Source organism: Paenibacillus sp. Y930, from assembly GCF_056786375.1.
In genome coordinates this window covers 280,245-303,071 of sequence record NZ_JBXCIX010000005.1, presented here as the reverse complement: position 1 = coordinate 303,071, position 22,827 = coordinate 280,245, and the positions used below count along the sequence as shown (strand labels likewise).

Genomic DNA, 22,827 nt, shown 5'->3' with positions numbered 1-22,827 from the left:
GATAATGAATAATGAAGAAGATTATATTTGCATGTGTCATTTGTGCTTTTTTCCTTGTAGGGTGTAGCAACAATAATGAGGCGAACTTAGATAAGATGAATTCTGATGAGAATATGAAACATACGTTGGAGCAATACATTCAGGCCATTGCTAATCAAGATACTGAAAAATTGGTCGAGTTATATGGCGGTAGCTACCAGGCTTTCATGAATTTATCTCCTGAAACGGACCCTAATGATGAGCAAAAATTATTCAATCAGTATCTAGAGCTGATTCCTAAAATCTCCCTTAAAGAAATTCTTGATCAGACCGAGGTAAGCAAGGATGAATATAAATTTCTGCTTACATTAAAGCATGAAGACGGAACCCTGTTCCAAACACGGGAGTTAGACACAATCACTGATAAGTTCACCTACACAGTTAAAAGAGTTGTCGGTAGACTAAAGGTAATGGAAGTCCCTCCATATCAACCCTAGGGCGGAGGCTTCATCTTCAATTATTTGTTCATACTATATAGTTAGTATAGAACGTAAACGGGTAATGTTGATAATCCATATTTAATAAAGTAAGCAGCAAAAGAGAACTGACTCAAACTAGAAAAAGCACTATAGCCCCTTCCGTATCCACTGAAGGGGCTATAGTGCTTTTTGAACAACCTCCCCAAGAACTGTTAGCATCCCAGCCCTTAAGTATGTCTCTCCCACCCTAGTATCATAACCACCCCCTACTGATACAACCAAATCCCCAAAACCGTCATTACCCCCGGCAACGCAGCTTCATCCACCGAGACATTGTCATACCAGCCGCCTACGGCTAGGTTGAGCACGAGATAGAAAGACTCGTCGAAGGGCATAATGTCGGGCTGCTGGCGACGCTCGGCGTAGCAATGTCCATCTACTAGCCAGCGGATCGAGTTGGCGTCCCATTCCAACGTATAATCGTGGAATTCGTTAATTGTACTGTTCTCCAGCTGGTAAGAAAACTCATCGGTCACTTTATTATCCCAATCTTTCCCATAGTGTAGCGTTCCAGATACTTGCTTAGGCAGGCGGCCTTTCGCTTCCATAATGTCGATCTCGCCCGATGCTGGCCAAGGTCCATAAACCTCTTGCTGTGGAAGTAACCAGATGGCAGGCCATAACCCCTGTCCTACGGGTAGTTTTGCGCGGATAATTAGTTTGCCGTAGCAAAAAGAAAGATGGTTCTTAGTGTCCAACCGTGCGGATGTATAGGCAAAGTTGCGGCCGTCTACCTCGATCAATTCGCGGCGCGCGCATAGGTTTAAGCCAAATTCATTGATATACAGATTGTTAAAATTACCCGTATAGAACTGCTGCTCACCGTTACCCCAGCCTGGGCATACGACATTACCATTACTATCAAGCAAATCATTGCCAAGGCGAATGTTCCATGCACTTAGATCGGTTTTTCCATCTGTAAAATCCTGCTGCCATATAAGCTTGTTCATCCCTTACACACTCCTTTCATCTATCCATAGCATACTTAATTTTAGTGTATGGTCAATCGAATCTAAAAAGTTGGGATAGGGTCAATAATCATGGCCTTTTTTTTCTATGCGCATTTTCATACGATGTACTGGACCGATACTAAAAGCTTTGCCTAATTTCCCAGAAATCGAGAAATGCTATTCAAAAAAGCCTTAACCCGTCTAATAAAGTTGGGTTAAGGCTTTAATTATTAATTAAGCTAATCTCATCTTAAAATCTTGATAGCCGAACTCGCGAACGATGCGGCAATTTCCGTCTTGCTCCTGCACTGCGATGGCAGGCAGTGGCATGCCGTTGAAGGTATTAGTTTTGACCATAGAGTAGATTGCCATATCCCCAAATACTAATCTGTCGCCGTTCTTTAAGGGCTGATCGAAGGAGTAGTCTCCGATTACATCGCCCGTAAGGCAGGTCGGGCCGCCAAGTCGATAGGTATAAGGCTTCTCGCCAGCTTCGCCAGAACCGAAAAGCGGCGGACGATAAGGCATTTCCAGAACATCCGGCATATGACATGTCGCCGACGTATCCACGATAGCAATTTCGATCCCGTTTCTATTCATATCTAGAACGGAGGTAACCATATAACCCGCATTGAGCGCGATGGCTTCTCCCGGTTCAAGGTAGACTTCTAAGCCGTATTTATTCTGCATACGCCCAATACAAGCTTCAAGTCTTGGGATATCATAGTCTTCTCTAGTGATATGGTGACCGCCACCGAAGTTGATCCATTCCATTTGAGACAACCAAGGTCCGAACTTGTCTTCGACTGCATCAAGTGTAGTTTCCAAGTCGTCCGAGTTCTGTTGACAAAGGGTATGGAAGTGCAGTCCCGAAACGCCTTCAAGTAGATCCGGACGGAAATCCTCTAGCATCACACCAAATCTTGAACCTGTCGCACAAGGATCATAGATTTCATGTCCCTCTTGTGTTGAGCATTCTGGATTGATGCGAACTCCTACTTTTCTACCAGCAGCAAGAGCTTTTGCTTTATACTTTTCCAGCTGAGAGAAGGAATTAAAGATGATATGATCACAAATCTCAATGATTTCTTCGATTTCATCTTCACGATAGGCAGGAGCAAAGACGTGATTTTCTTTGCCCATTTCCTCGTGACCTAGCCGCGCTTCGTATAAACCACTTGCAGTCGTACCGCTTAAATATTTTCCAATGAGTGGATACATAGAAGTCATGGAAAAAGCTTTTTGCGCCAGCAAGATCTTGGCTCCCGTACGCTGCATAACGCCGCTTAGAATATTAAGATTTTTTTCGATGAGTGCTTCATCGACTACAAAACAGGGTGTCGGTAATTCTTCAAACCTCATGTTAGCGAACCAACTCCGGCTTTTTAGCTTCCTCCGGCAATGCGTCAACAAGCACCGGATTAAAATCTTCTACCCATGGAAGTCCCCATTTGTTTAGCTCTTCCATGAATGGATCTGGATCGAACTCTTCGATATTGAATACGCCCGGTTTATTCCATTTTCCAGTCATGACCATTGCAGCACCGATCATTGCAGGAACACCAGTTGTATAAGAGACAGCTTGGGAGCCAACTTCTTTATAGCACTCTTGGTGATCGCAAATATTGTATACATAGTAAGTTTTGTCTTGACCGTCTTTTTTACCTTTGAAGATACAGCCGATGTTCGTCTTGCCCACTGTACGAGGTCCAAGGGAAGCCGGGTCTGGTAGTACAGCCTTCAAGAATTGAAGCGGAATGATTTTTTTTCCTTCGTATTCGATCGGTTCGATAGAAGTCATTCCTACGTTCTCAAGAGCTTTTAAGTGCATAAGATAGCTCGGTCCGAAAGTCATGAAGAAACGGATACGTTTCAGTCCAGGCATGTTCTGTGCAAGAGATTCAAGCTCTTCATGGTACAGTAAATACATGTCTTTTTGACCGACTTCAGCGAAGTTATATTCACGCTTAATTTCCATCGGTTTCGTCTCGATCCATTCTCCATTTTCCCAGTAGCGTCCATTAGCGGATACTTCACGAATGTTAATTTCCGGGTTGAAGTTAGTTGCGAACGGATAGCCGTGATCGCCGCCGTTGCAATCCAAAATGTCGATATATTCGATTTCATCAAAATAGTGTTTTAGTGCGTAAGCAGAGAATACGCCAGTTACGCCTGGATCGAATCCGCTACCCAAAAGAGCTGTAATTCCAGCTTTTTCAAAGCGCTCACGGTAATCCCATTGCCATTTATATTCAAATTTCGCCGTATCTTCTGGCTCATAGTTTGCCGTATCCATATAGTTCGTTTTAGTTGCTAGGCAAGCATCCATAATCGTCAAATCTTGGTAAGGTAGAGCTAGGTTCATGACGATATCCGGTTTGACTTCATTAATTAGAGCGATTAGCTCATCTACATTGTCTGCATCAACTTGTGCAGTCGTAATTTTGACTTTGCCACCGTCCAATTTTGCTTTCAGATCATCGCATTTGGATTTAGTACGACTCGCGATACAGATTTCTTCAAAAACCTCACTGTTTTGAACACATTTGTGAATTGCTACTGATGCTACGCCACCGGCGCCAATGACTAGAGCTTTTCCCATTTTTCGATCTCCTATCCCAAGTGAATTTTAAATGTAAAAACGGCAACAAAAAAAGCAAGCGAAACACGCACGATGCGCACCACACTTGCTCTGATATATATAAATAAAAAGATAGTCCCATTAAATATGACTGGACAAACTTCTTGCGTGCTCGTCAGTCATCAAACGTATAGTTTCATGGAAAGGTTCTTAATATTCAAATATATCATGTTAGGATCAGAGTCTATATAGCAAATAATTACTTTTACCACTCTTATTGACCGTTTCACAAGTTATGTGCATATGCACTGGTTGTAAAGTAACCAACTTATAAAATTTGAGCTTTTAACTCAATCAATAAGGCAACTAAAGTTGCCAATCGGCATTTGACCGGGCTGTCCGTATGGCCATAACTTCTTGTTAGAAGTGGTCAAAGGTTATCTGCTTGGAAAGATCCTACATGCTTTGAATATTAGCTTTCCAAAATATTATTCTTTTTCATAATAGCAGGATAGGGATGAGCAAGCAAGATATTTTTTTTTGAAGAACGTAATTAATTTAGAAACGTTGAAAATACAATGGGATAAGGAACAAAGCCTTGACCTTTACTATTCTACTTATTCTGCCTATTATTTATAATCACTTGCCTATTGTTAGACATCTAGAAAGTCGTCTTAACCTTAAATTTTGACCGTTTAGCTTAAAAGCGTATCTAAATCTACACTCACCGCTTAGATTAATGTATGAGTACATGAAGCGAAAGGTGGGCCATATGAAGAAGATAACTTTGAGAATAATCGTTTGTGTGATTATTGTAGTTGGCATTGGATGGGGTATATTAGCGATTATGAATAGACCGATATCGGAAGAGGCGGTTAATGAAAAAATCGAAAAACATTTAACCAAAATAGTAGAGAACAACGATTCGCTATCTAGCGTATTATTGACCATTCAATCCAATCAAACAGGCTACTTTGAACAATTTGCAGTTGGTACGCAAAATCAATTGTCAGATCAACCTGTTCAATTTGATAGTCAATATCATTCAGCCAGCATAGGTAAAACGATGTGTGCTGCTATCTATGGTATGTTAGTTGACGAAGGGAAAATCAGCTATGACGATAAAATCAGTTCTTGGCTAGGTGATGACATTCTAAAGGGATTATTTGTAATAGACGGCATAGATTATAAAGACCAGGTAACGCTACAACAGTTACTGAGTCATACATCGGGAGTTGGTGATTATTTCGAAGGTCCAGTAACAAGCGGAAAACCACTATTAGAAATGATTTCGACTAATCCGGATCTTTCATTTACTCCAGAAGAGTTGATTGCATTTACTAGAGAAAACCAAGATCCTGTAGGACTTCCGGGTCAACAATTTTATTATACGGATACGGGATATATTTTGCTTGGACTTATGCTGGAAGCTATCGAGAAAGAGGCGTATTCTAACATTTTAGAAGAAAGAATATTTGAACCCTTGGCCATGAATGATAGTTATTTAATGTTTTATAACGATGAACCGGCTGATATTGTTGGGATTTATATCGATGGCATTGACTATAGCGGTAGAAACGCGTTATCGATTGATTGGGCAGGCGGCGGAGTTGTTACGACTATGGATGATCTGTTAACGTTCATGAGGGCTCTAGAAAATGGCGCTTTACTGTCTGCTGAAGTGTATAGTCAGATGACTAACTTTAGTCAACGCTATGAGAAAGGTATTTACTACGGCATGGGCATGATGTATTTTGATTTTAGTGAGTTGTCGTTTCTGCTTAGCTCAATGAGGGATGTTTATGGTGCTGTCGGGGCTACAGGAACTTATGCATTATATGATAAAGAGGAAGATACCTTTTTTATTGCAAATTTTGGATCGATTGATTATGCGGAAAAAGGTATAGAAGAATTAGTTAAAATAAGAATGATTTATGATAGGATGATAGTAAAGTAAACATTTTATAAGCTGTAAATAGGAGACACATGATGGTTCAATTATTGTGTTCAAATAAAGTGTATGAAAAAATGAAACAAGAATTAGCCAAATACCAAATAGACATTAAGCAAGATAGTGATTTGGCACTAGTTGAAAAAGGATATGACCTGCCAAGTGGAAAACTTAGTGTTGTGTTTGAAGCGATTGATTACATGGATGTGATTAAGCTTCTGGTCTCTGGCATTCGAGCAGACACACATTTTATGAATACGCTGACAGGCTTAAGAGACAATAAGTTTGTAGTTATCGAACCAAGGGATGTTTTGTATCTAGAAGCAGGTTCTGACGGGATTATGGCGTATACAAAGTCCAATCGCTATAGTATCAAGGAATCGCTACAGTATTATGAGAATCTATGGGGTGTAAAAGGATTTATACGAATCAATAAATCACAACTCGTTAATCTTCTACATGTAAAAGAAATTATTCCTTGGTTTAACTCTAGATATGTACTTAGAATGGATAATAACGTTGAACTAGAAGTGTCAAAAATGTACTCAAAAAAGCTTCGCAACACACTCAAAATATAGGAGAGCCACAATGGATAAAATTCATTTGGAAAATATAATAAAGTCATTTTTTCTGGGTCTCTTTATAGGTATTCTACTACAGTTTTACAACGATACCGATGTGCTTTTCGCATATAAAATCATGACGGTATTAGCTAGTGGAAGTATAGGCTTCATCATTGGTTTTATAACGGAATGGCTAACAGCAATACTCCCAATTCACATCGCAAACTCCAAAATGTACTTCTTTATAAACAACCTCATTGCATTAATTATTACCACTTTAATCATGTTATTCTTAGTTATAATTACAGGTGGTCAAATGGAGAATCAAGGAGAATTTATGCCAATATTATGGGTAGTGCTTGGTATTGTATGCATAGCAAATCTATTCGATTATATGATGTATCGGCGAGTCCAACATAAATTAAAAACCTTTAAGGCATTGATTAAAGATAAATAAGGGTATTTACAGTATGTTATAATGTAAAAAACTAGATGAACCTAATTTATTTGCAGAAGGAGTTAATATGATGAATCTTATTTATACTGGTAAGACAAAGGATGTATATGCGCTGGAAAATGGGGATTACCTACTGAAGTTTAAAGATGATGTAACGGGAGAGAATGGTGTGTTCGATCCAGGTGCTAACACAGTTGGTTTAGTTATGGAAGGTTCTGGGCGTGCAGGATTAAGCTTAACGAAGTTCTTTTTCGAGAAGTTGAAAGCAGCAAATATTCCGACTCACTACATAGATGCAAATATTGAGGAAGCAACAATGACGGTGGCACCTGCCACTGTATTTGGAAAAGGACTTGAAGTAATATGTCGTTATCGTGCAGTAGGAAGCTTCCTTCGTCGCTACGGCTTGTATGCACAAGAAGGACAAGCATTGGATGCTTTTGTAGAAGTGACGTTGAAAGACGACGATCGTCTGGATCCACCAATCAGTGCATCTGCTCTTGAGATGCTAAGTATATTGTCAGCCGAGGAGTATGCTGATCTTGAGCAATTGACGAAGCAAATTAGTGGGGTTGTGAAGGACGAGCTTAGCAAGAAGGGTATCGAGCTTTATGATATTAAATTAGAATTTGGCCGCATCAATAAGGATGGACAGGTTGTTCTTATCGATGAAATTTCTGGTGGCAATATGAGAGCTTACAAGGACGGGGTGTACATCGCACCTCTTGAGTTGGAGAAATTGATGCTGGCAGCTGAATAAATCAATATCGAATTCATATGAAACAAGTTGATTTTTACATAGAAGCCGTTCTATTTCCGGTGTTTTTCTGGATAGAACGGTTTTTTTGTGTCCAGTCATACGATCTAGTGCTATTCGAAAAACTAAAGCATGTCAAGCAGCAATAAACCTGAAGAGGCTCACAATAACGATTTGATTATAAGTTTCAAATATTGTATAATATTTGAAATCCATACGTAAATACGAATGGCAGAGTAATGAATCTCTCTGCAACAGCGGAGGGGATATTGCTTTTTTTTGTTTTAAAAATATATATTAATCGAAAGAGAGGATTATTAAAGTGAAATTATTAAATTTTAAAAGTATAAGATCGAAAATGTTATTTGGATTTTCTTTAGTTATTGCATTGGTCGTTATTTTTGGGGTTTATAATTTTTTGGTTGTCGACAGAAGTAATAAGGAAGCTAAAAATATTGTAGAAAAAGAGCTGCCACTTTTAATTGCTAATGAAGGTATGACGACCACTCTTGCGAATCGAATCTCAACGGCTCGCGGTTATGTACTATATGGTGGTGATTATAAAGAAAGATTTGACGAGTACACTGAACAGGGAAAACGTTTTGAGGAAGTAGCTAGAGGGATAGGTACATCCGAGGAATTTGACAAGCTTATTGAACAGACAGTTGTATGGAGAACATATGTTGCAGAAAATGTATTCGCTGAATACGACAAAGGAAATGTAGAGCTAGCTCGAAAAAATCTAGCAGAAAAAGATCCGATGATCCGCGAACTAATGGCTGGTTATGAGAAGATTGCTGCAGAACGTCGGGATTCAATTAATGAGATCGGTCGCCTCATTGTCGCAAACGGGGAATCAACATTAATTTTTACAACGATCATAACGATATTGGTTATACTACTTAGTCTAGCTACAGCACTAATTAGTTCTAAGCTTATTACAACTCCTTTAATTAAGGTTATGGAGCGAATGGAGTTAATTGCGAACGGTGATTTAAGTCATGAACCTCTAGTAACGAAGTCACAGGACGAAGTAGGTCATCTTGTTGCTGCAACAAACCAAATGAGCAGTAATGTTCATGAGTTATTGAGAGAAATAAACTTTGTTTCCAGTTCAATAACAACTCAAAGTGAAGAGTTAACGCAATCAGCAGATGAAGTGAATTTAGGTTCACAGCAAATCGCAATTACTATGCAAGAATTGGCGATAGGTACAGAATCACAGGCTACAAATGCAAGTGGCTTAGCTGCAGTTATGGGAACATTCTCTACAGTAGTTCAAGAAGCTAATGAAAATGGCGAACGTATTGACCAAGCCTCCAGTGAAGTACAAATAATGACTCGTGAAGGCAGTAAATTAATGGAGTCTTCGAACAATCAGATGGGAAAAATTGATCGAATTGTACAAGATGCAGTTCAAATGGTGCAAGGTTTAGATATGAAGTCACAAGAGATTTCAAAATTGGTTTTGGTTATTCATGAAATTGCAAGCCAAACGAATCTACTGGCATTAAATGCGGCCATCGAGGCTGCAAGGGCAGGTGAGCATGGTAGGGGATTTGCCGTAGTAGCAGATGAGGTTAGAAAGCTTGCGGAACAAGTGTCTGCATCTGTAACTGATATTACAAGTATAGTAGCTGGTATACAAAATGAATCCAGTATAGTTACGGAATCATTACAAGAAGGCTATAAAGAGGTTAAGCAGGGAACGAGCCAAATTCAAACTACGCAGGAAACTTTTGTTGAAATTAGCTCGGCTGTATCTGGAATGGCGGATAGAATTAAAATAGTATCTGAGAACCTTTCAAATATCGCTTCAAATAGTGAAACGATGAGTCAATCGATTTCTGAAATTGCCGCTATTTCAGAGGAGTCAGCTGCGGGTGTTGAACAAACCTCTGCTTCATCTCAACAAATTAGTAGTTCAATGGATGAGGTGGCCGATAGTTCCAATCAACTTGCACAATTAGCTGGAAAATTAAATGGATTGATTCAACAATTCAAACTTTAGAGTGCGGAGAACGAGCAACCACACGGTGAGCACTATAAAACCTTCGGCTCAATAGATAAATGATGTTTCATTAGGAAATATAGTATAGCGTTAACTTAAAATGCAGTTCCCATCCTAATGGATGCGTGCTCAATGGGTAACTTATAAACAGCACTGCCCTCGCATTATTGAGGGCAGTGTTGTTTTGTTAATCTTACAAAATGCGTTCTAATTTACTGATTAGCGTTAAGGTATTTCTTGTATTCCGCAATGAGTGTTTCTTCGGATTTTCCAAAAGCATTTTTGAAAGCAGTGGAAGGCTGTGATCCTTTTGCTATTTCATTAAAGAGATTCAAGTATTGATCATGCTTGTAGTTTTTTTCTAAGAAGAACACCATACTTTCAAATGCGAAATATTCATTGGGATATGCATTTAAGTCGGCAAATGACTTGATATTGTTCCAATTGATAGGACTCCATCCGGATGCGCTATTGCGTGTTTTTAGTTCTTTTTGATAAAACGCAAGATCACGTCTGTCACCTGCTGGATCGGAAGAGGAACCATACTGAGAGTATCCAAGCACTTTCTTGGCAACGTAGTCGGCTTGTCCTTCAAGTAGCCAATTTAATCTGCCACTTAGCGTTGATCCCAGCTTGTCCATATCCCATTTCTGATGTTGGTAAGCATGAGCCATTTCATGAGCAAAGACGAACCGGACTGCCTCATCTCCAGCCATGTTAAAGTGTTCTTCAGCGGAGAGTTTAATGGCATTATATTGAGGGTTGAAGAGTGCTCCAGAGTTGATCTTGAAGATGCCGTCACCATCATGTATCCATAGTTCTACTTTTTCTGTAAGCGTGTTAGCACCGAAAAACTTCTCGTGCGCCTTCAAGATATCTTCCGCTTCTGTATAAAGATAGTGAAACTTCTCGTCAGCTTTCGGTGTGAAATGAAGCGTCAAATTTTTCGTTTCGTACGTGACCCAGCCATCATGTGAGGACGATCCTTGATCTTTCAGTCTTCTTTCCAACTCAGCAAGTTTTTGCTCAGCTGCTTTTAAACGATCAGCATCGGTTAGATTACCTCCAGTTCCTCCTGATTGCTTTGTAGTCATAGAAATGGTGTAGGTATCGCCTTTCCACTTTACATCTTGGTCCAAGTTTTCCGCTACGAATCGAAGTGGAACGTAAGTCGTTCCTTTGTAAATGAACCCTTTGTTATCCTCAGGTGCTTTCTTTTCAATACCGTTGAAAAAGTATTTTAGATTGTAAAAGTTAACGTCAATACTGGTAGAAGATGCAGCGTATGCTACTCCTGAGAAGATCGTTGTTAAAAGCATGATCGTAATTGTGATGCGTGTTAAAGCTTTACGTTTCAGCATAGTTGACTGTTCTCCAAATTCTTATTTAGTTGTAAGGGCATTATCACCTTAACCTTTGTAATTCTACACAAGCTGACCGTTTCCTCTTCAAGATTCATAAAAAGCAGGCAATAAGAACTATGTTGTGAGGAGCCGATATATGAAGAAACAATTGTAACCGTTTTCCTTTCGTTATAGAATAGATTGAAAAAGCGGTATCGTAGTGACACGCCACAAGGGAGCATGCGCATGGAGAGGTTCTTATCTAGTAAAAAGTATATTCCATTCACGTATAAGATGATGATTCCATATCTCATTCTAGTATTGCTCACGGATCTGCTGATCGGTTATATAGCATATACAATGCTTATCCAATCTAGGACTGAGATGGCGGAAACGAGTGTGCGAACGGCATTGCAGCAAACAAGGAATAATATCGAATACCAGACGGATGAAATTAAACGCATGACTAATTCGTTGTTTCTCAATACGCCTTATCAGAATGCGCTTCAGTTTAGAGGGAATCCTTTGGAAAATATGCTCAAAATGAGAGACGATATCGTTCCTTATATGAAGGCTCCTCTGCAATTGTATGGGAACAAGCTAAGACTTACGCTCTATACTGTTAATGAGTCGATGCTTGAAATTACTGGTGACGATATGTCGCTGCCTATTGGTAGAAGCGATTATTATATTCTTTCTCATCAAGCTATCGAAAACAAGGAATGGTTCAAGTCGATCATTACGAATAACGAAGACAGCTTGTTTCTTCAAGTGGATACGGATCGTGCACTAGGCAATATTTCGTATTTCCGCAAGCTCGTTTCTTCACAGGGAGCTCCAGCTATTATCGGCTATATTCGTGTCACGGCCAGAATTGATGAGCTTTTTGGTAATTTCGATACCTTTCCGATTGAACAGGGTATTGACCTTCGTTTGATGGATCGGGTTAGTGGACTAACGCTCTATGAACAGGGTGTTGTGGATGAATATGCTAGACAAGATGCTTATCTGGTTATTAGTGAGGATATTCCGTTTTCGAACTATGTGATCGAGGCAAGGGTACCGCATACATATTTGAATAAAGATGCGAGTAAAATGCAGAAAGTCATTGGTATGGTTTGTTCGATCAGCTTTTTGGTTATGGCATTTATTGGATTTTTGGTTGCTCGCAGATCAGGTAAGAAAATTAAGCGGATTGTATATTTGGTCCAGTCGTTTCAGGAAGGTAATTTTCACAAAAGAATTGGATTTTCAGGAAACGATGAATTTGTCTACATTGCTAATAGCTTCAATCAAATGGCAACAAGCATTCAGGAACTGATCCAGAATGTCTATGAGCAGGGTATTCAGAAAAAGCAAGCTGAGCTGGATGTGCTTCAAGCCCAAATCAGTCCTCATTTCTTATATAACACGTTGTCGACGATTGGCAGCTTAGCTAATTTGGGAGAAGTCGAGAAAGTTACATTAATGGTACAAAGCCTATCTAAATTTTATCGGCTCACGTTGAACGAAGGGCATGTCTATATCTCTCTCGAAAAAGAGTTGGAGCAGGTGAGGATGTATCTGGAAATTCAGAGGGTAAAGTATGCGGATGCCTTTAAAGTTTATTATGATATTGATCCGGAAATTTTACATATCCCCATCATTAAGCTGATTTTACAGCCGTTTGTTGAGAATATATTCAAGCATGCCTGGTTCGGGGAGACGATCGCGATCCGTATTACTGGAAAGCGTCTTGGCGACCGTATTGAACTCAAGGTCATTGATAACGGGATTGGTATGCGGCCAGATACACTTCGGAAAATGCGGTCAAGCGCGATTCATTCGGACAGTTACGGTCTAAGAAACGTGGAAGAACGAATCAAGCTGAGATACGGTAATGATTTTGGTATTCATATCGGTAGTCACTTTGGAGCGGGAACGACAGTTCAAATCATCTTACCCGTGAATAATGCGGAAATCCGAGAAGTAATGGGAGATTAGGAGCACTTATGGCGATGGAGATTAACGTTCTGCTAGTAGATGACGAAGTAGTAGATTTGGAATGGTTGAGACGACGTGTGGCGGGTAGTGAGCATTTGCCTTTGAATAGCGTTAGGACGGCAACGAGCGGATTTACCGCGTTAAAATTGATGGAGCAGCATCCTGTTGATATTATTCTCTCTGATATACGCATGCCGATTATGTCTGGTATGGAGTTTGCGAGAAAAGCAAAAGAGATTAATCCTGAGGTTCATATTCTATTTATTAGCGGACATCAGGATTTCAGCTATGCTAAAGAGGCGATTCAATTGAACGCTACCGGTTATTTACTTAAGCCCGTCGATGACGACGAGCTCAGCAAGACGCTGACCGAGCTTTGTGCCAAGATTGAGAAAGAGAGAAAGCAGTTAGTATCCTTGTCGGAAACGCTGACGCTTGTCAATCAGGAGCTGCTGCTGCGCTGGTTTAACGAGCCAGCACCTGGACAGGTCGAGACGCATATTTACAACTTTCTTATGCCATACCTACAAGGTGCCTCGGCAATCGCCATCATCGAGATCGATGACATGGCATGGAAAATTCAATCCTGGACTGAAGAAAAGCGGAGTGTATGGAGCAGCAGCGCAAATCAATTTATCCGAAAGTTTGCTCAAGATCAAAATTTAGGCATGGTCATCACGACCTATGACGATCACTTTGTTATATTGGCTGCAGTTCAGGAGCAATATTTTAACGCCTTAATGGAAGAGTTGATTCGAGCGTTCTACGAGGAATTTTCCTTCTCCATTACTATTGGCAGAGGAATGTACACAACCGAACTCAGCAAGCTGCATGATTCCTATAGGCAGGCACGGGCAGCTTTAAGTATTAAATGGATTGTCGGGAAAAATAGGCTCATCCAAGATGCCTCAGAATGGCAACCGAAGGATAACATCGCTTCGGATTTAGAAGTTATTGTTGATCGGATGCTTAAAGCAATGCTCGATTATGACCTTACAATCATCGATGATTGCTTGCTGCAACTATTTAATGGGGATAGCCCACTCTCCCGGAAAAACGACGTTTACGATATTATTATTCGGATTACATCTAAGCTTCATGCAGATCTGCGGCAAATGAACGAACATTTGTACGAAATTTTGAAATGGGATTCCCAGCAATCACTAGAGCTATTTCAGTTCGAAACGGTGCATGATATTCTTTCTTGGTTGAGAAGAAGGTTCTTTGAACTGTCGGAGCTACTTTATTTGAAGCGGCAAAGACAAAAGCGGAAGTTAATCGATGAAATTACTGAATATGTGACAGCAAGGCTAGAGCAAAAAATAACGCTAAACGAAGTTGCCGCGCATTTCAATTTTACACCTAACTATCTTGGCCATCTGTTCAAGGCTGAAACTAATAGTCTATTCAGCGATTTTCTAGGTGAGTTACGCATGAAGCGGGTATGCGAACTGCTTGAAGATCCGACTAAGAAAATATATGAAATTGCAGAACAAGTCGGCTATAAAAACATTATTTATTTCAACAGACAGTTCAAACAATATATGAATATGTCACCCGGTGAGTACCGTAAGAGAAACAAAATTTGAATCGAGGCCCATGTTCCGGAAGGAGCAAGGGCTTATTTTTTTGTCGAATCGTTGAATTAGTATTATGTTTAGTTGTTTTGCTGAATTATTTTTCAGCTCCTGTCCTTCTATAATGAAAATATAGAGAAGAGAGGGGTGCAGATATGAAAGGGCATACATTATGGAAAGATATGAAAAATTACAGGGTGCTCTTATTGATGCTAGCACCGGCGGTTGCGTTCTTCCTCCTGTTTGCTTACATTCCGATGGCGGGAATCGTTATTGCCTTCAAAAATTATGATTATGCCGGTGGTGTTTTTGGAAGCGCTTGGAACGGTTTGAACAACTTTCGCTTTTTCTTTGAATCAGGAGATGCCTGGCGGGTAACAAGAAATACAGCACTGTACAATATTGCATTTATCGTTGTGAATAACTCTTTACAAATTTTTGCAGCCATTATGTTGTTTGAGGTTGGCGGCAAATGGTTTCGAAAAATTATGCAATCAGCGCTGTTTCTCCCTTACTTTATTTCATGGGTCGTTGTAGGGGCGATTGCCTATAACATGCTTAATTATGATATCGGCACTGTGAATGCTCTGCTCAGAGGTTTCGGATTACAGCCGATCGATATTTACAATACGCCTTCCTATTGGCCGTATATCTTGGTTATCGTTTCCGCCTGGAAAAGTCTTGGATACGGAACGGTAATGTACTTGGCCGCGATTTCTGGCATAGATACCGAGATGTACGAAGCTGCTGAAATTGATGGGGCTAACATTTTTCAACGGATTATGAAAGTGACGATTCCAAATCTTTATCCAACGATTATTATTCTGGTGCTTCTGGCGGTCGGGAACATATTCCGTGGTGATTTCGGGATGTTCTATAACATGATCGGCAACAACGGCTTATTATTCTCCACAACAGATGTTATTGATACATTCGTGTTCAGGTCGCTGATTACTTCAAATGATATAGGTATGTCGGCTGCGGCGGGCGTTTTCCAATCTGTTCTTGGATTCGCGACGATCTTGACGGTGAACTATGCTGTCCGTAGATACGATAAAGACCGTGCTCTTTTCTAACCGTATAAGGAGCTAATTTTCAGATAATGGAGGTAACGATATGAAGCAGCTCGATCGTAAAATATTTTCAGGTATTGGTTATGTATCCCTGATTATGCTCGCGATTTTATGTATTATCCCCTTTGTGCTTGTCGTATCTTCATCCCTTACGGAAGAATCTAAAATCGTAATGGATGGCTATCAATTTATACCGACGGCATTTTCAATGGAAGCATATAGTATTTTGTTTAAGTATCCTAAGGAAATGATTAACGCCTACTTGGTGACAATAGGTGTTACGGTAGCAGGCACGCTACTAGGTTTATTTCTAACTTCGATGACTGCTTATGCGTTGTCCAGAAGAGATTTCAAGTGGCGCAATAAATTTTCATTCTTCTTTTTCTTTACCACTTTGTTTAACGGCGGGCTAGTTCCGTGGTATCTGCTTATGGTCAACTATCTCCAACTAAAGGATACATTTGCAGCGTTAATCGTTCCAATGATGCTCAACGTCTTCTATATTATTGTCATGAAGTCATTTATGAGCGGTATTCCGGAAGCGATTGTAGAATCAGCCAAAATTGACGGCGCAGGCGATTTTAAGATCTATACGAGTCTAATCTTGCCGCTATCTAAGCCAGCACTCGCTACAATCGGATTATTTCTTGCACTTGCCTATTGGAATGACTGGTACAATGCACTATTATTTGTATCCAACGAGAAAATGATGCCGCTCCAATATTATTTGTACAAAATGCTTGGTAATATGGATGGCATGCGTAAAGCGATGATGGGAGCAGGGGCAGTCGTGACTACATCGATTCCGACCGAGAGCTTGAAGATGGCGATGACGGTCGTAGCAACTGGTCCGATTTTGTTAGCTTATCCATTCGTCCAGAAGTACTTTGTTCAAGGTATGACGATTGGTGCTGTGAAAGGGTGAACCCGGAAAATCCGGTTAATCAATAGAATCAAATATAAGGGGGAAGGCTTGAAATGCTGAGAAAAAATAGATCCATAATGTTCGCACTTGTTTTAACCTTCGTAATGATTTTGAGCGCGTGTGGCGGCGGCAACACGAATACAAATGTGCCCGCTAAGGCTACAAATAATCCATCAGAGGTAGTAAACGACAAAGGGAACGACTCAGACACTGCAAATACCTCAGACACCATTGATATCTCCAAACAAGTGAAGCTGAAAATGATTTTTGTTGGACCTAAGCCAGTAGACTATGATAGCGTTTTTGCTGAGATTAACACAAAGCTCAAAGAAAAAATTAATGCGACTATCGAGGGCGAGTTCCTTGACTGGTCTGACTGGGCACAAAAATACCCACTGAAGCTAGCGGCCAACGAGGATTTTGACCTTATCTATTCAGCAAACTGGGCTGGCTACAATGACCAAGCGCTGAAGGGCGGATTTCTGGAATTGACGGAAGAACTGCTTACCACATATATGCCGCAAACTTGGGCAGCGATGTCTGATGTAAGTTGGGATCAAGCAAAAGTAAATGGAAAACTGTATATGGTTCCGCAAAACAGAGGAGAATCTGTTGAAAAGCTGATTCTGTATCGTGAAGATTTACGTACGAAATACAATCTTCCTGAGCTTGATAGCCCAGAAGCGTATGCAAATTATTTGAAAACAATCGCACAAAGTGAGAAGGGTGTTACACCTTTTACTCCGGAAACGGGAGACTGGAAATACCATAATTTAGACCGCATATTGCTGAAGCAACAAACGGAATGGAATATGTTTGATCTCGACCTTCCATTTGCTTTCAAACTAACAGATGAAACAGGTCAAGTATTTAACGTATACGATACACCAGAGTTCAAAGATCTACTTGTCTATTATAAAGATCTTGCGGATAGCAATGCATGGTCAAAAAACGTTCTAAACAGCAAAAATGATCATCAGGCAGACTTTAAAGCAGGCAAAACAGCATCGATTACGCATAACAACGGGACGCTTGGATCATTGATGACTCTAATGCGCCAAGAAAATTCTCCTTATGAAGTAGCAATAGCTGATATCAATGTGGGCAAGAAAAAATCAATAGCTATTTCAACACAAAACGGTACGTCGATTCATGCGACTTCCAAAAATGCAGAACGTTCCTTGATGTTAATTGATCTGATTCAAAATGATAAGGAACTACACGACCTAATGATGTACGGCACTAGCGGCGTCCATTATGAAGCAGTTGGTGACGACAAATTCAAAGCACTCGAGAAAAATCCAAACTTTACGGGCTTCTCTAATTGGAACTTCAACTCGCCACTTAACCGTGACAATGAAGCATTCCCGCAAGAAGTTTCTGATCTAGTTAACAGCTGGGATGCAGATGTCTATCACTATGCACTTGAAACATTCGTATTCGACAACAGCAAAGTAAAAACAGAAATTGCGAACGTGGGTAATGTAATGCTTCGCTATGCAATTCCACTTGAATACGGCGTAATTAAAGATATCGACAAAGGTCTCGAAGAGCTGAACAAGCAATTGGATTCGGCTGGACTTGATAAAATTCAAACTGAACTACAAGCTCAAATCGATGCTTTTCTAGCGAACAAGAAATAATATACAGAACTAATCAGCATGCCTCCGCTCAATTTGGTTAAATTCCCAAATAGAACGGAGGCGTTTATTTTACTAGAGATACATCGATGTGTAAGGGTTTACAATTATAGTGTAGAAGGGTGATTAGAACATGAGAATGAAAGCAAAGATTGTATCTGTATTTCTAGTAGTATCGTTAATTTTAAGTTCATTTACATTCAATATGGGAACTACTTTGGCTGTAGCATTGAACAGCTCGTATATTGAGAATGGTGGCTTCGAAGCTGATTTTTGGGCTGATGAATCATGGAATGTGGAAAAGGATTGGGAGCAAGTAGTTCCTGAGCGTTTTGCCTACTCTGATGATTCCTGGCTTACACCGGATGAAGGGAAACAAGGATTTAAGTATTGGATCAAGGATACGGCAACGGGTACCCAAGCGATTACAGTAAAACAGATGATTTCGCTACTTCCGGCGGGAAACTATGAGCTATCGGTCCACTCGATGGGCGGCGCTGTCGTAGACAACGAAGTAGGTAATATTGAATTGTTTGTAGGAGGCGAGAAAGCAACTGCGGTTGCGACCGCTGGCTATAATACTTGGGGAACAGTCAGCTTCAAATTTTTTTTAGAGCAGGATGCAACTGATCTTGTCATCGGGGCAAACATAAGTGGCGCTCCAAAAGCATGGGGATATTTGGATAGCTTTGAGTTGAGACAAGTGAGCGCGGAAACAAACCCACCAGTGGATACGGAAATAGATCAACCAGTGGCTGCAGATATTTTCGTGAAAAAGGTTGAAGGACTTACGCTTGACTTTATTAAAGGCGTGGATATCTCGAGTATTATTACTTTGGAAGATAGCGGAGTCAAGTTTTATAACGAAGGCGGAGAAGAGCAAGATATTTTTACAACTGTTCATGAAGCCGGAGTGAATTATGTTCGGGTACGTATATGGAACGATCCATTTGATACAGAGGGTAATGGTTATGGTGGCGGTAATAACGATCTGGAAACTGCGATTAAAATCGGAAAAAGGGCAACCGAGAATGGAATGAAGCTGTTGGTTGATTTCCATTATTCCGACTTTTGGGCCGATCCAGGCAAACAGCATATACCTAAGGCTTGGGCAAATTTGAGTTTTGAAGCTAAGCAGACGGAACTATACGAATATACGAAAGCAACTCTGCAAGCGCTGCTTGATGCAGGGATAGATGTTGGCATGGTTCAAGTTGGTAATGAAACGAATGGACAATTCGTCGGCGAATCTGATTGGAAGAATATCAGCACATTATTTAATGCAGGAAGTAGAGCGATCCGCGAAATTGATGCTGCGAATGATACTGATGCTAATATCCTTATTGCGCTACATTTTACGAATCCAGAGACTGCGGGAAGATACACTACTCTTGCTAAAACCTTGCAGGATAACGAAGTCGACTACGACGTGTTCGCTAGTTCTTATTATCCATTCTGGCATGGTACTTTAAGTAATTTAACAACCGTTCTGAAGAATGTTGCCGATACTTATGGAAAAAAAGTGATGGTAGCTGAAACTTCTTATGCTTTTACCGCTGAAGACGGAGATGGACACGAAAATACAGCGCCAAAAAGCTCTGGTCAAACATTAGACTACCCAATCAGCGTTCAAGGACAGGCGAACTCACTTAGAGACGTAATCGAAGCGGTTGCGAATGTGGGCGGAGCAGGAATTGGTGTGTTTTATTGGGAGGCAGCGTGGCTCCCAGTAGGTCCAAAAGAGAATCTAGAGCAGAATAAACTCATTTGGGAGGAACGCGGTTCCGGTTGGGCCTCCAGTTATGCGAAGGAATATGACCCGAAAGATGCGGGCGTATGGTACGGCGGAAGTGCAGTTGATAACCAAGCATTATTTGATTTTAACGGACACCCGTTATCTTCGTTGAATGTGTTCAAATATGTAAATACAGGGGCAATTGCTCCAATCGCCGTTGATGAGATCAAGGATGCCTCGGTGACTGCCATCGCGGGAGAACCAATTAATTTGCCAACGACTGTAACGGTTACCTACAACGATGGAAGCACTGGAGTGATACCAGTTGTATGGGATCTAGCGGCGCTTGATCTTGCCATCAGCCAAGGAGCAGGCAGTTATGAAATTGATGGAACTGCGGAGAGTGCTGAAGGTAGTCATGCAGTAAAGGCCCTTCTTACAATTAAGAACGAAAATTACATCGTTAACGCAGGCTTTGAAAATAGCGATAGAAGTATGTGGGCAATCACTTATGGCGAGGGAAGCATAGCGCATACTGACTATCAGAATAAAGTTTCCGATGCCAAAACTGGCAGCTATTCTCTACACTTTTTCTCCGCAGAGGAAGTTGACTTTAGAATAGAGCAGACTATTTCTGGGCTGAAGCCAGGGTACTATAACCTCTCTATGTTTATCCAGGGTGGAGATGCAGCGAAATCTGATATGAATCTCTTTGCCTTAGCGGGTGGCGAGGAAGTAATAGTAGAAACTGGCGTAGATGGGTGGGTGAATTGGCAAAACCCTGAGATCCAGAATATTCTCGTTACCGATGGAACCATTACAATCGGAGCAAATATTCAAGCTGGTAGTGGTGCGTGGGGAACGATTGATGATTTCTATTTAGGCTTTGTCAAAGATAATTCGGATCCAGATCCGACACCAACACCGAAGCCATCTATTGGTGCTAATCCTCCGCAGACTGAGGATATCACGATTAACGTGGATGGTGGAACAGCAGGCAGTAATTATCTTTCTAATCTTACGGTTACTCGGACGACATTGTCTGACGGAACGAAAAGAGACAAGGTTGACTACACATCAGCAAAAGCTCTTGAGGCTATTAATAAGCTCCTTGCAGATGGACTTAATACAATTCGTTTAGTTTTCCAGGATACAGAAGATAATATCTCTAAGTTAGAGATTGGAATTTCCGAAGAGACTATGGAGACATTGGCTTCCGGTGAGGTTAATCTTGAGTTGTATACAGATTATGTAAGATTGATTCTACTACAGCAAACAATAGGCTCATTGGACGGGGAGTATCGTTTCAAGTTGGCTCCCGTTAAAAATGCAAATGCAATTAAAGCAATTGAGGAACGTGCGAAGCAAGACGGAATCGTTCAAGCGGCTGCAGGTACGGGTAGTGTTGAAGTTGTAGGGCGTCCAATGACTATTGAGACTAGCATGAATGGTCAGCCTGTAGATCTAATTCTTCCACTCCCGAGTAATGTAATACCAACGGATACAGCTGAGCGCGAGAAATTCCTATCTCGTTTGGTCATCTATATTGAGCATAGTGATGGCGAGAGAGTGCTAGTACAGCCTGAATTAGTAGAGTATTCGAATGATCAGCTTGGACTGAAGTTCCGCGTTACCAAATTCAGTACATTTTCTGTGCTACATATGGAGAACTGGGAACCATCCCAGCAGGAAGCATCTGCACATCAACCGTATATTCAAGGGTATCCTGACGGAACATTCAGACCGGATCAAGCCATTACGAGAGCAGAAATGGCTGCAATTTTGTCTAGAATTGGAGCGGGTCAGAATGGGAATGCTCAGACCATTAGCTATAAGGATGCGAATGATTTTGGATGGGCAGCAAATGACATCGATGCGGTAACATCCATCGGATTAATGACAGGATACAAGGATGGAACCTTTGGACCTAATATGGGTATCACTCGAGCAGAAATGGCTGCAGTTGTCGTACGTTGGATGAAATTGACCGGTGAAGGGGCTTCATCATTCACGGATACTGAAGATCATTGGTCAGCTTACAATATTGCATTAGTTCAACAGGCAGGTTACATGAAAGGAATGCCAAACGGAACCTTCCAACCAGATAAAGTATTAACTCGAGCAGAAGCGGTCACTTTAATCAACAGAGTATTGAAAAGAGAACCTTTAACCGAGATTGTTAGTCCGTCTTGGTCTGATGTTAACAAAAATTATTGGGCAATTTATGATATTGAAGAGGCTAGCGTTAATAAATAACATTTAGGGCATCCATATGGATGCCCTAAAGTTTTTAATTTAGCTCGTTAGGGAGAACCGCATAAGTGACATCATAACTATTCCTTTGGCGATGGGAGGCAATGTGCTGGAGATTACAGCTCCGCTGTGTCAATTTACAGATATTGAGAACCACTGGTTTGATTTAATTTGATTTATATGTTATAATTTTAATTTGCTGTTATATATGTCTATGTATGTTTTATGATAAGACTATGCTTACATAAAACTTCCGATTAATATGAAAATCAACTATTTAAATATATGAATATGCGGCTGTGAAAATCATATCGAATAGTATTACGATATAATCTTAGTGAAATTATAGATTTTTATGTTAATGATGTTTACGAAAGTGATGACCTTAATTAGTAAATAAGGGAAACCGGATGTATCTAACAGATCAAGGCAGGACAGAATTGTTGGATCTTTTTTTGGTGAATGATACGCTCTCACTTGAGAGATGAATGAACAATTTTCCGTGTACAG

16 protein-coding genes are annotated in these 22,827 nt (G+C 40.6%); 12 read left to right on the top strand and 4 right to left on the bottom strand.

Going from position 1 to position 22,827, the window contains the following annotated elements; translation table 11 throughout:
* Positions 1 to 11: 11 nt before the first annotated feature.
* The gene (locus AC1TO5_RS16365) at positions 12 to 476 is read left to right on the top strand and encodes a hypothetical protein (protein WP_482063898.1); all 465 of its coding nucleotides are present in this window, start codon (positions 12 to 14) and stop codon (positions 474 to 476) included.
* Between the two features lie 248 nt (positions 477 to 724).
* Here AC1TO5_RS16365 and AC1TO5_RS16360 read toward each other — a convergent pair whose 3' ends face one another.
* The 3 genes from AC1TO5_RS16360 to AC1TO5_RS16350 form a co-directional block, all read right to left on the bottom strand.
* Positions 725 to 1,468, bottom strand: coding sequence for a glycoside hydrolase family 16 protein (locus AC1TO5_RS16360; protein WP_482063897.1), 744 nt, complete (start codon positions 1,466 to 1,468; stop codon positions 725 to 727).
* Positions 1,469 to 1,702: 234 nt separating this feature from the next.
* On the bottom strand, positions 1,703 to 2,830 hold the full coding sequence (nspC, locus tag AC1TO5_RS16355; RefSeq protein WP_482063896.1) for a carboxynorspermidine decarboxylase: 1,128 nt from the start codon (positions 2,828 to 2,830) through the stop codon (positions 1,703 to 1,705).
* Between the two features lies 1 nt (position 2,831).
* A complete protein-coding gene (locus AC1TO5_RS16350; RefSeq protein WP_482063895.1) occupies positions 2,832 to 4,070 on the bottom strand; it encodes a saccharopine dehydrogenase family protein in 1,239 nt (412 codons plus the stop codon).
* A 751-nt stretch (positions 4,071 to 4,821) separates the two neighbouring features.
* On the opposite strand from AC1TO5_RS16350, the gene AC1TO5_RS16345 reads away from it, so the two are divergent.
* The 5 genes from AC1TO5_RS16345 to AC1TO5_RS16325 all read left to right on the top strand — a co-directional run bounded on the left by AC1TO5_RS16345 (position 4,822) and on the right by AC1TO5_RS16325 (position 9,788).
* Positions 4,822 to 6,006, top strand: coding sequence for a serine hydrolase domain-containing protein (locus tag AC1TO5_RS16345; RefSeq protein WP_482063894.1), 1,185 nt, complete (start codon positions 4,822 to 4,824; stop codon positions 6,004 to 6,006).
* A gap of 71 nt (positions 6,007 to 6,077) precedes the next feature.
* On the top strand, positions 6,078 to 6,578 hold the full coding sequence (locus AC1TO5_RS16340) for a LytTR family DNA-binding domain-containing protein (protein WP_482063893.1): 501 nt from the start codon (positions 6,078 to 6,080) through the stop codon (positions 6,576 to 6,578).
* A 10-nt stretch (positions 6,579 to 6,588) separates the two neighbouring features.
* Positions 6,589 to 7,020: a hypothetical protein gene (locus AC1TO5_RS16335; protein ID WP_482063892.1), complete on the top strand. Its 432-nt coding sequence runs from the start codon at positions 6,589 to 6,591 to the stop codon at positions 7,018 to 7,020.
* Between the two features lie 70 nt (positions 7,021 to 7,090).
* Entirely contained in the window at positions 7,091 to 7,780 is a 690-nt protein-coding gene (locus AC1TO5_RS16330; RefSeq protein WP_482063981.1) for a phosphoribosylaminoimidazolesuccinocarboxamide synthase, read from the top strand.
* A 319-nt stretch (positions 7,781 to 8,099) separates the two neighbouring features.
* Positions 8,100 to 9,788 carry a methyl-accepting chemotaxis protein gene (locus tag AC1TO5_RS16325; protein ID WP_482063891.1) on the top strand — a complete coding sequence of 563 codons (1,689 nt, stop codon included), beginning with the start codon at positions 8,100 to 8,102 and terminating at the stop codon, positions 9,786 to 9,788.
* A gap of 212 nt (positions 9,789 to 10,000) precedes the next feature.
* Here the strand turns inward: AC1TO5_RS16325 and AC1TO5_RS16320 are convergent, their stop codons facing one another.
* Positions 10,001 to 11,149: a stalk domain-containing protein gene (locus AC1TO5_RS16320; protein WP_482063890.1), complete on the bottom strand. Its 1,149-nt coding sequence runs from the start codon at positions 11,147 to 11,149 to the stop codon at positions 10,001 to 10,003.
* A gap of 228 nt (positions 11,150 to 11,377) precedes the next feature.
* On the opposite strand from AC1TO5_RS16320, the gene AC1TO5_RS16315 reads away from it, so the two are divergent.
* The 6 genes from AC1TO5_RS16315 (at position 11,378) to AC1TO5_RS16290 (ending at position 22,320) form a co-directional block, all read left to right on the top strand.
* Positions 11,378 to 13,114 (top strand): sensor histidine kinase, encoded by a 1,737-nt coding sequence (locus AC1TO5_RS16315; protein ID WP_482063889.1) that lies wholly within the window; start codon positions 11,378 to 11,380, stop codon positions 13,112 to 13,114.
* A 14-nt stretch (positions 13,115 to 13,128) separates the two neighbouring features.
* Entirely contained in the window at positions 13,129 to 14,703 is a 1,575-nt protein-coding gene (locus tag AC1TO5_RS16310; protein WP_482063888.1) for a response regulator, read from the top strand.
* 143 nt (positions 14,704 to 14,846) lie between these two features.
* On the top strand, positions 14,847 to 15,767 hold the full coding sequence (locus AC1TO5_RS16305) for an ABC transporter permease (RefSeq protein ID WP_482063887.1): 921 nt from the start codon (positions 14,847 to 14,849) through the stop codon (positions 15,765 to 15,767).
* A gap of 40 nt (positions 15,768 to 15,807) precedes the next feature.
* Positions 15,808 to 16,689: a carbohydrate ABC transporter permease gene (locus AC1TO5_RS16300; RefSeq protein WP_482063886.1), complete on the top strand. Its 882-nt coding sequence runs from the start codon at positions 15,808 to 15,810 to the stop codon at positions 16,687 to 16,689.
* Positions 16,690 to 16,742: 53 nt separating this feature from the next.
* A complete protein-coding gene (locus tag AC1TO5_RS16295; protein ID WP_482063885.1) occupies positions 16,743 to 18,332 on the top strand; it encodes an ABC transporter substrate-binding protein in 1,590 nt (529 codons plus the stop codon).
* A gap of 130 nt (positions 18,333 to 18,462) precedes the next feature.
* Complete coding sequence (locus tag AC1TO5_RS16290) at positions 18,463 to 22,320, top strand: glycosyl hydrolase 53 family protein (protein WP_482063884.1); 3,858 nt, start codon at positions 18,463 to 18,465, stop codon at positions 22,318 to 22,320.
* Positions 22,321 to 22,827 lie beyond the last annotated feature (507 nt).

Bases quoted from the DNA above. Each gene is read 5' to 3' on its own strand.
- AC1TO5_RS16345 (WP_482063894.1), top strand. From the start codon at position 4,822: ATGAAGAAGATAACTTTGAGAATAATCGTTTGTGTGATTATTGTAGTT.
- AC1TO5_RS16310 (WP_482063888.1), top strand. From the start codon at position 13,129: ATGGAGATTAACGTTCTGCTAGTAGATGACGAAGTAGTAGATTTGGAA.
- nspC (WP_482063896.1), bottom strand. From the start codon at position 2,830: ATGAGGTTTGAAGAATTACCGACACCCTGTTTTGTAGTCGATGAAGCA.
- AC1TO5_RS16365 (WP_482063898.1), top strand. From the start codon at position 12: ATGAAGAAGATTATATTTGCATGTGTCATTTGTGCTTTTTTCCTTGTA.
- AC1TO5_RS16350 (WP_482063895.1), bottom strand. From the start codon at position 4,070: ATGGGAAAAGCTCTAGTCATTGGCGCCGGTGGCGTAGCATCAGTAGCA.
- AC1TO5_RS16315 (WP_482063889.1), top strand. From the start codon at position 11,378: ATGGAGAGGTTCTTATCTAGTAAAAAGTATATTCCATTCACGTATAAG.
- AC1TO5_RS16290 (WP_482063884.1), top strand. From the start codon at position 18,463: ATGAGAATGAAAGCAAAGATTGTATCTGTATTTCTAGTAGTATCGTTA.
- AC1TO5_RS16340 (WP_482063893.1), top strand. From the start codon at position 6,078: ATGAAACAAGAATTAGCCAAATACCAAATAGACATTAAGCAAGATAGT.
- AC1TO5_RS16305 (WP_482063887.1), top strand. From the start codon at position 14,847: ATGAAAGGGCATACATTATGGAAAGATATGAAAAATTACAGGGTGCTC.
- AC1TO5_RS16295 (WP_482063885.1), top strand. From the start codon at position 16,743: ATGCTGAGAAAAAATAGATCCATAATGTTCGCACTTGTTTTAACCTTC.
- AC1TO5_RS16335 (WP_482063892.1), top strand. From the start codon at position 6,589: ATGGATAAAATTCATTTGGAAAATATAATAAAGTCATTTTTTCTGGGT.
- AC1TO5_RS16320 (WP_482063890.1), bottom strand. From the start codon at position 11,149: ATGCTGAAACGTAAAGCTTTAACACGCATCACAATTACGATCATGCTT.
- AC1TO5_RS16360 (WP_482063897.1), bottom strand. From the start codon at position 1,468: ATGAACAAGCTTATATGGCAGCAGGATTTTACAGATGGAAAAACCGAT.
- AC1TO5_RS16330 (WP_482063981.1), top strand. From the start codon at position 7,091: ATGAATCTTATTTATACTGGTAAGACAAAGGATGTATATGCGCTGGAA.
- AC1TO5_RS16300 (WP_482063886.1), top strand. From the start codon at position 15,808: ATGAAGCAGCTCGATCGTAAAATATTTTCAGGTATTGGTTATGTATCC.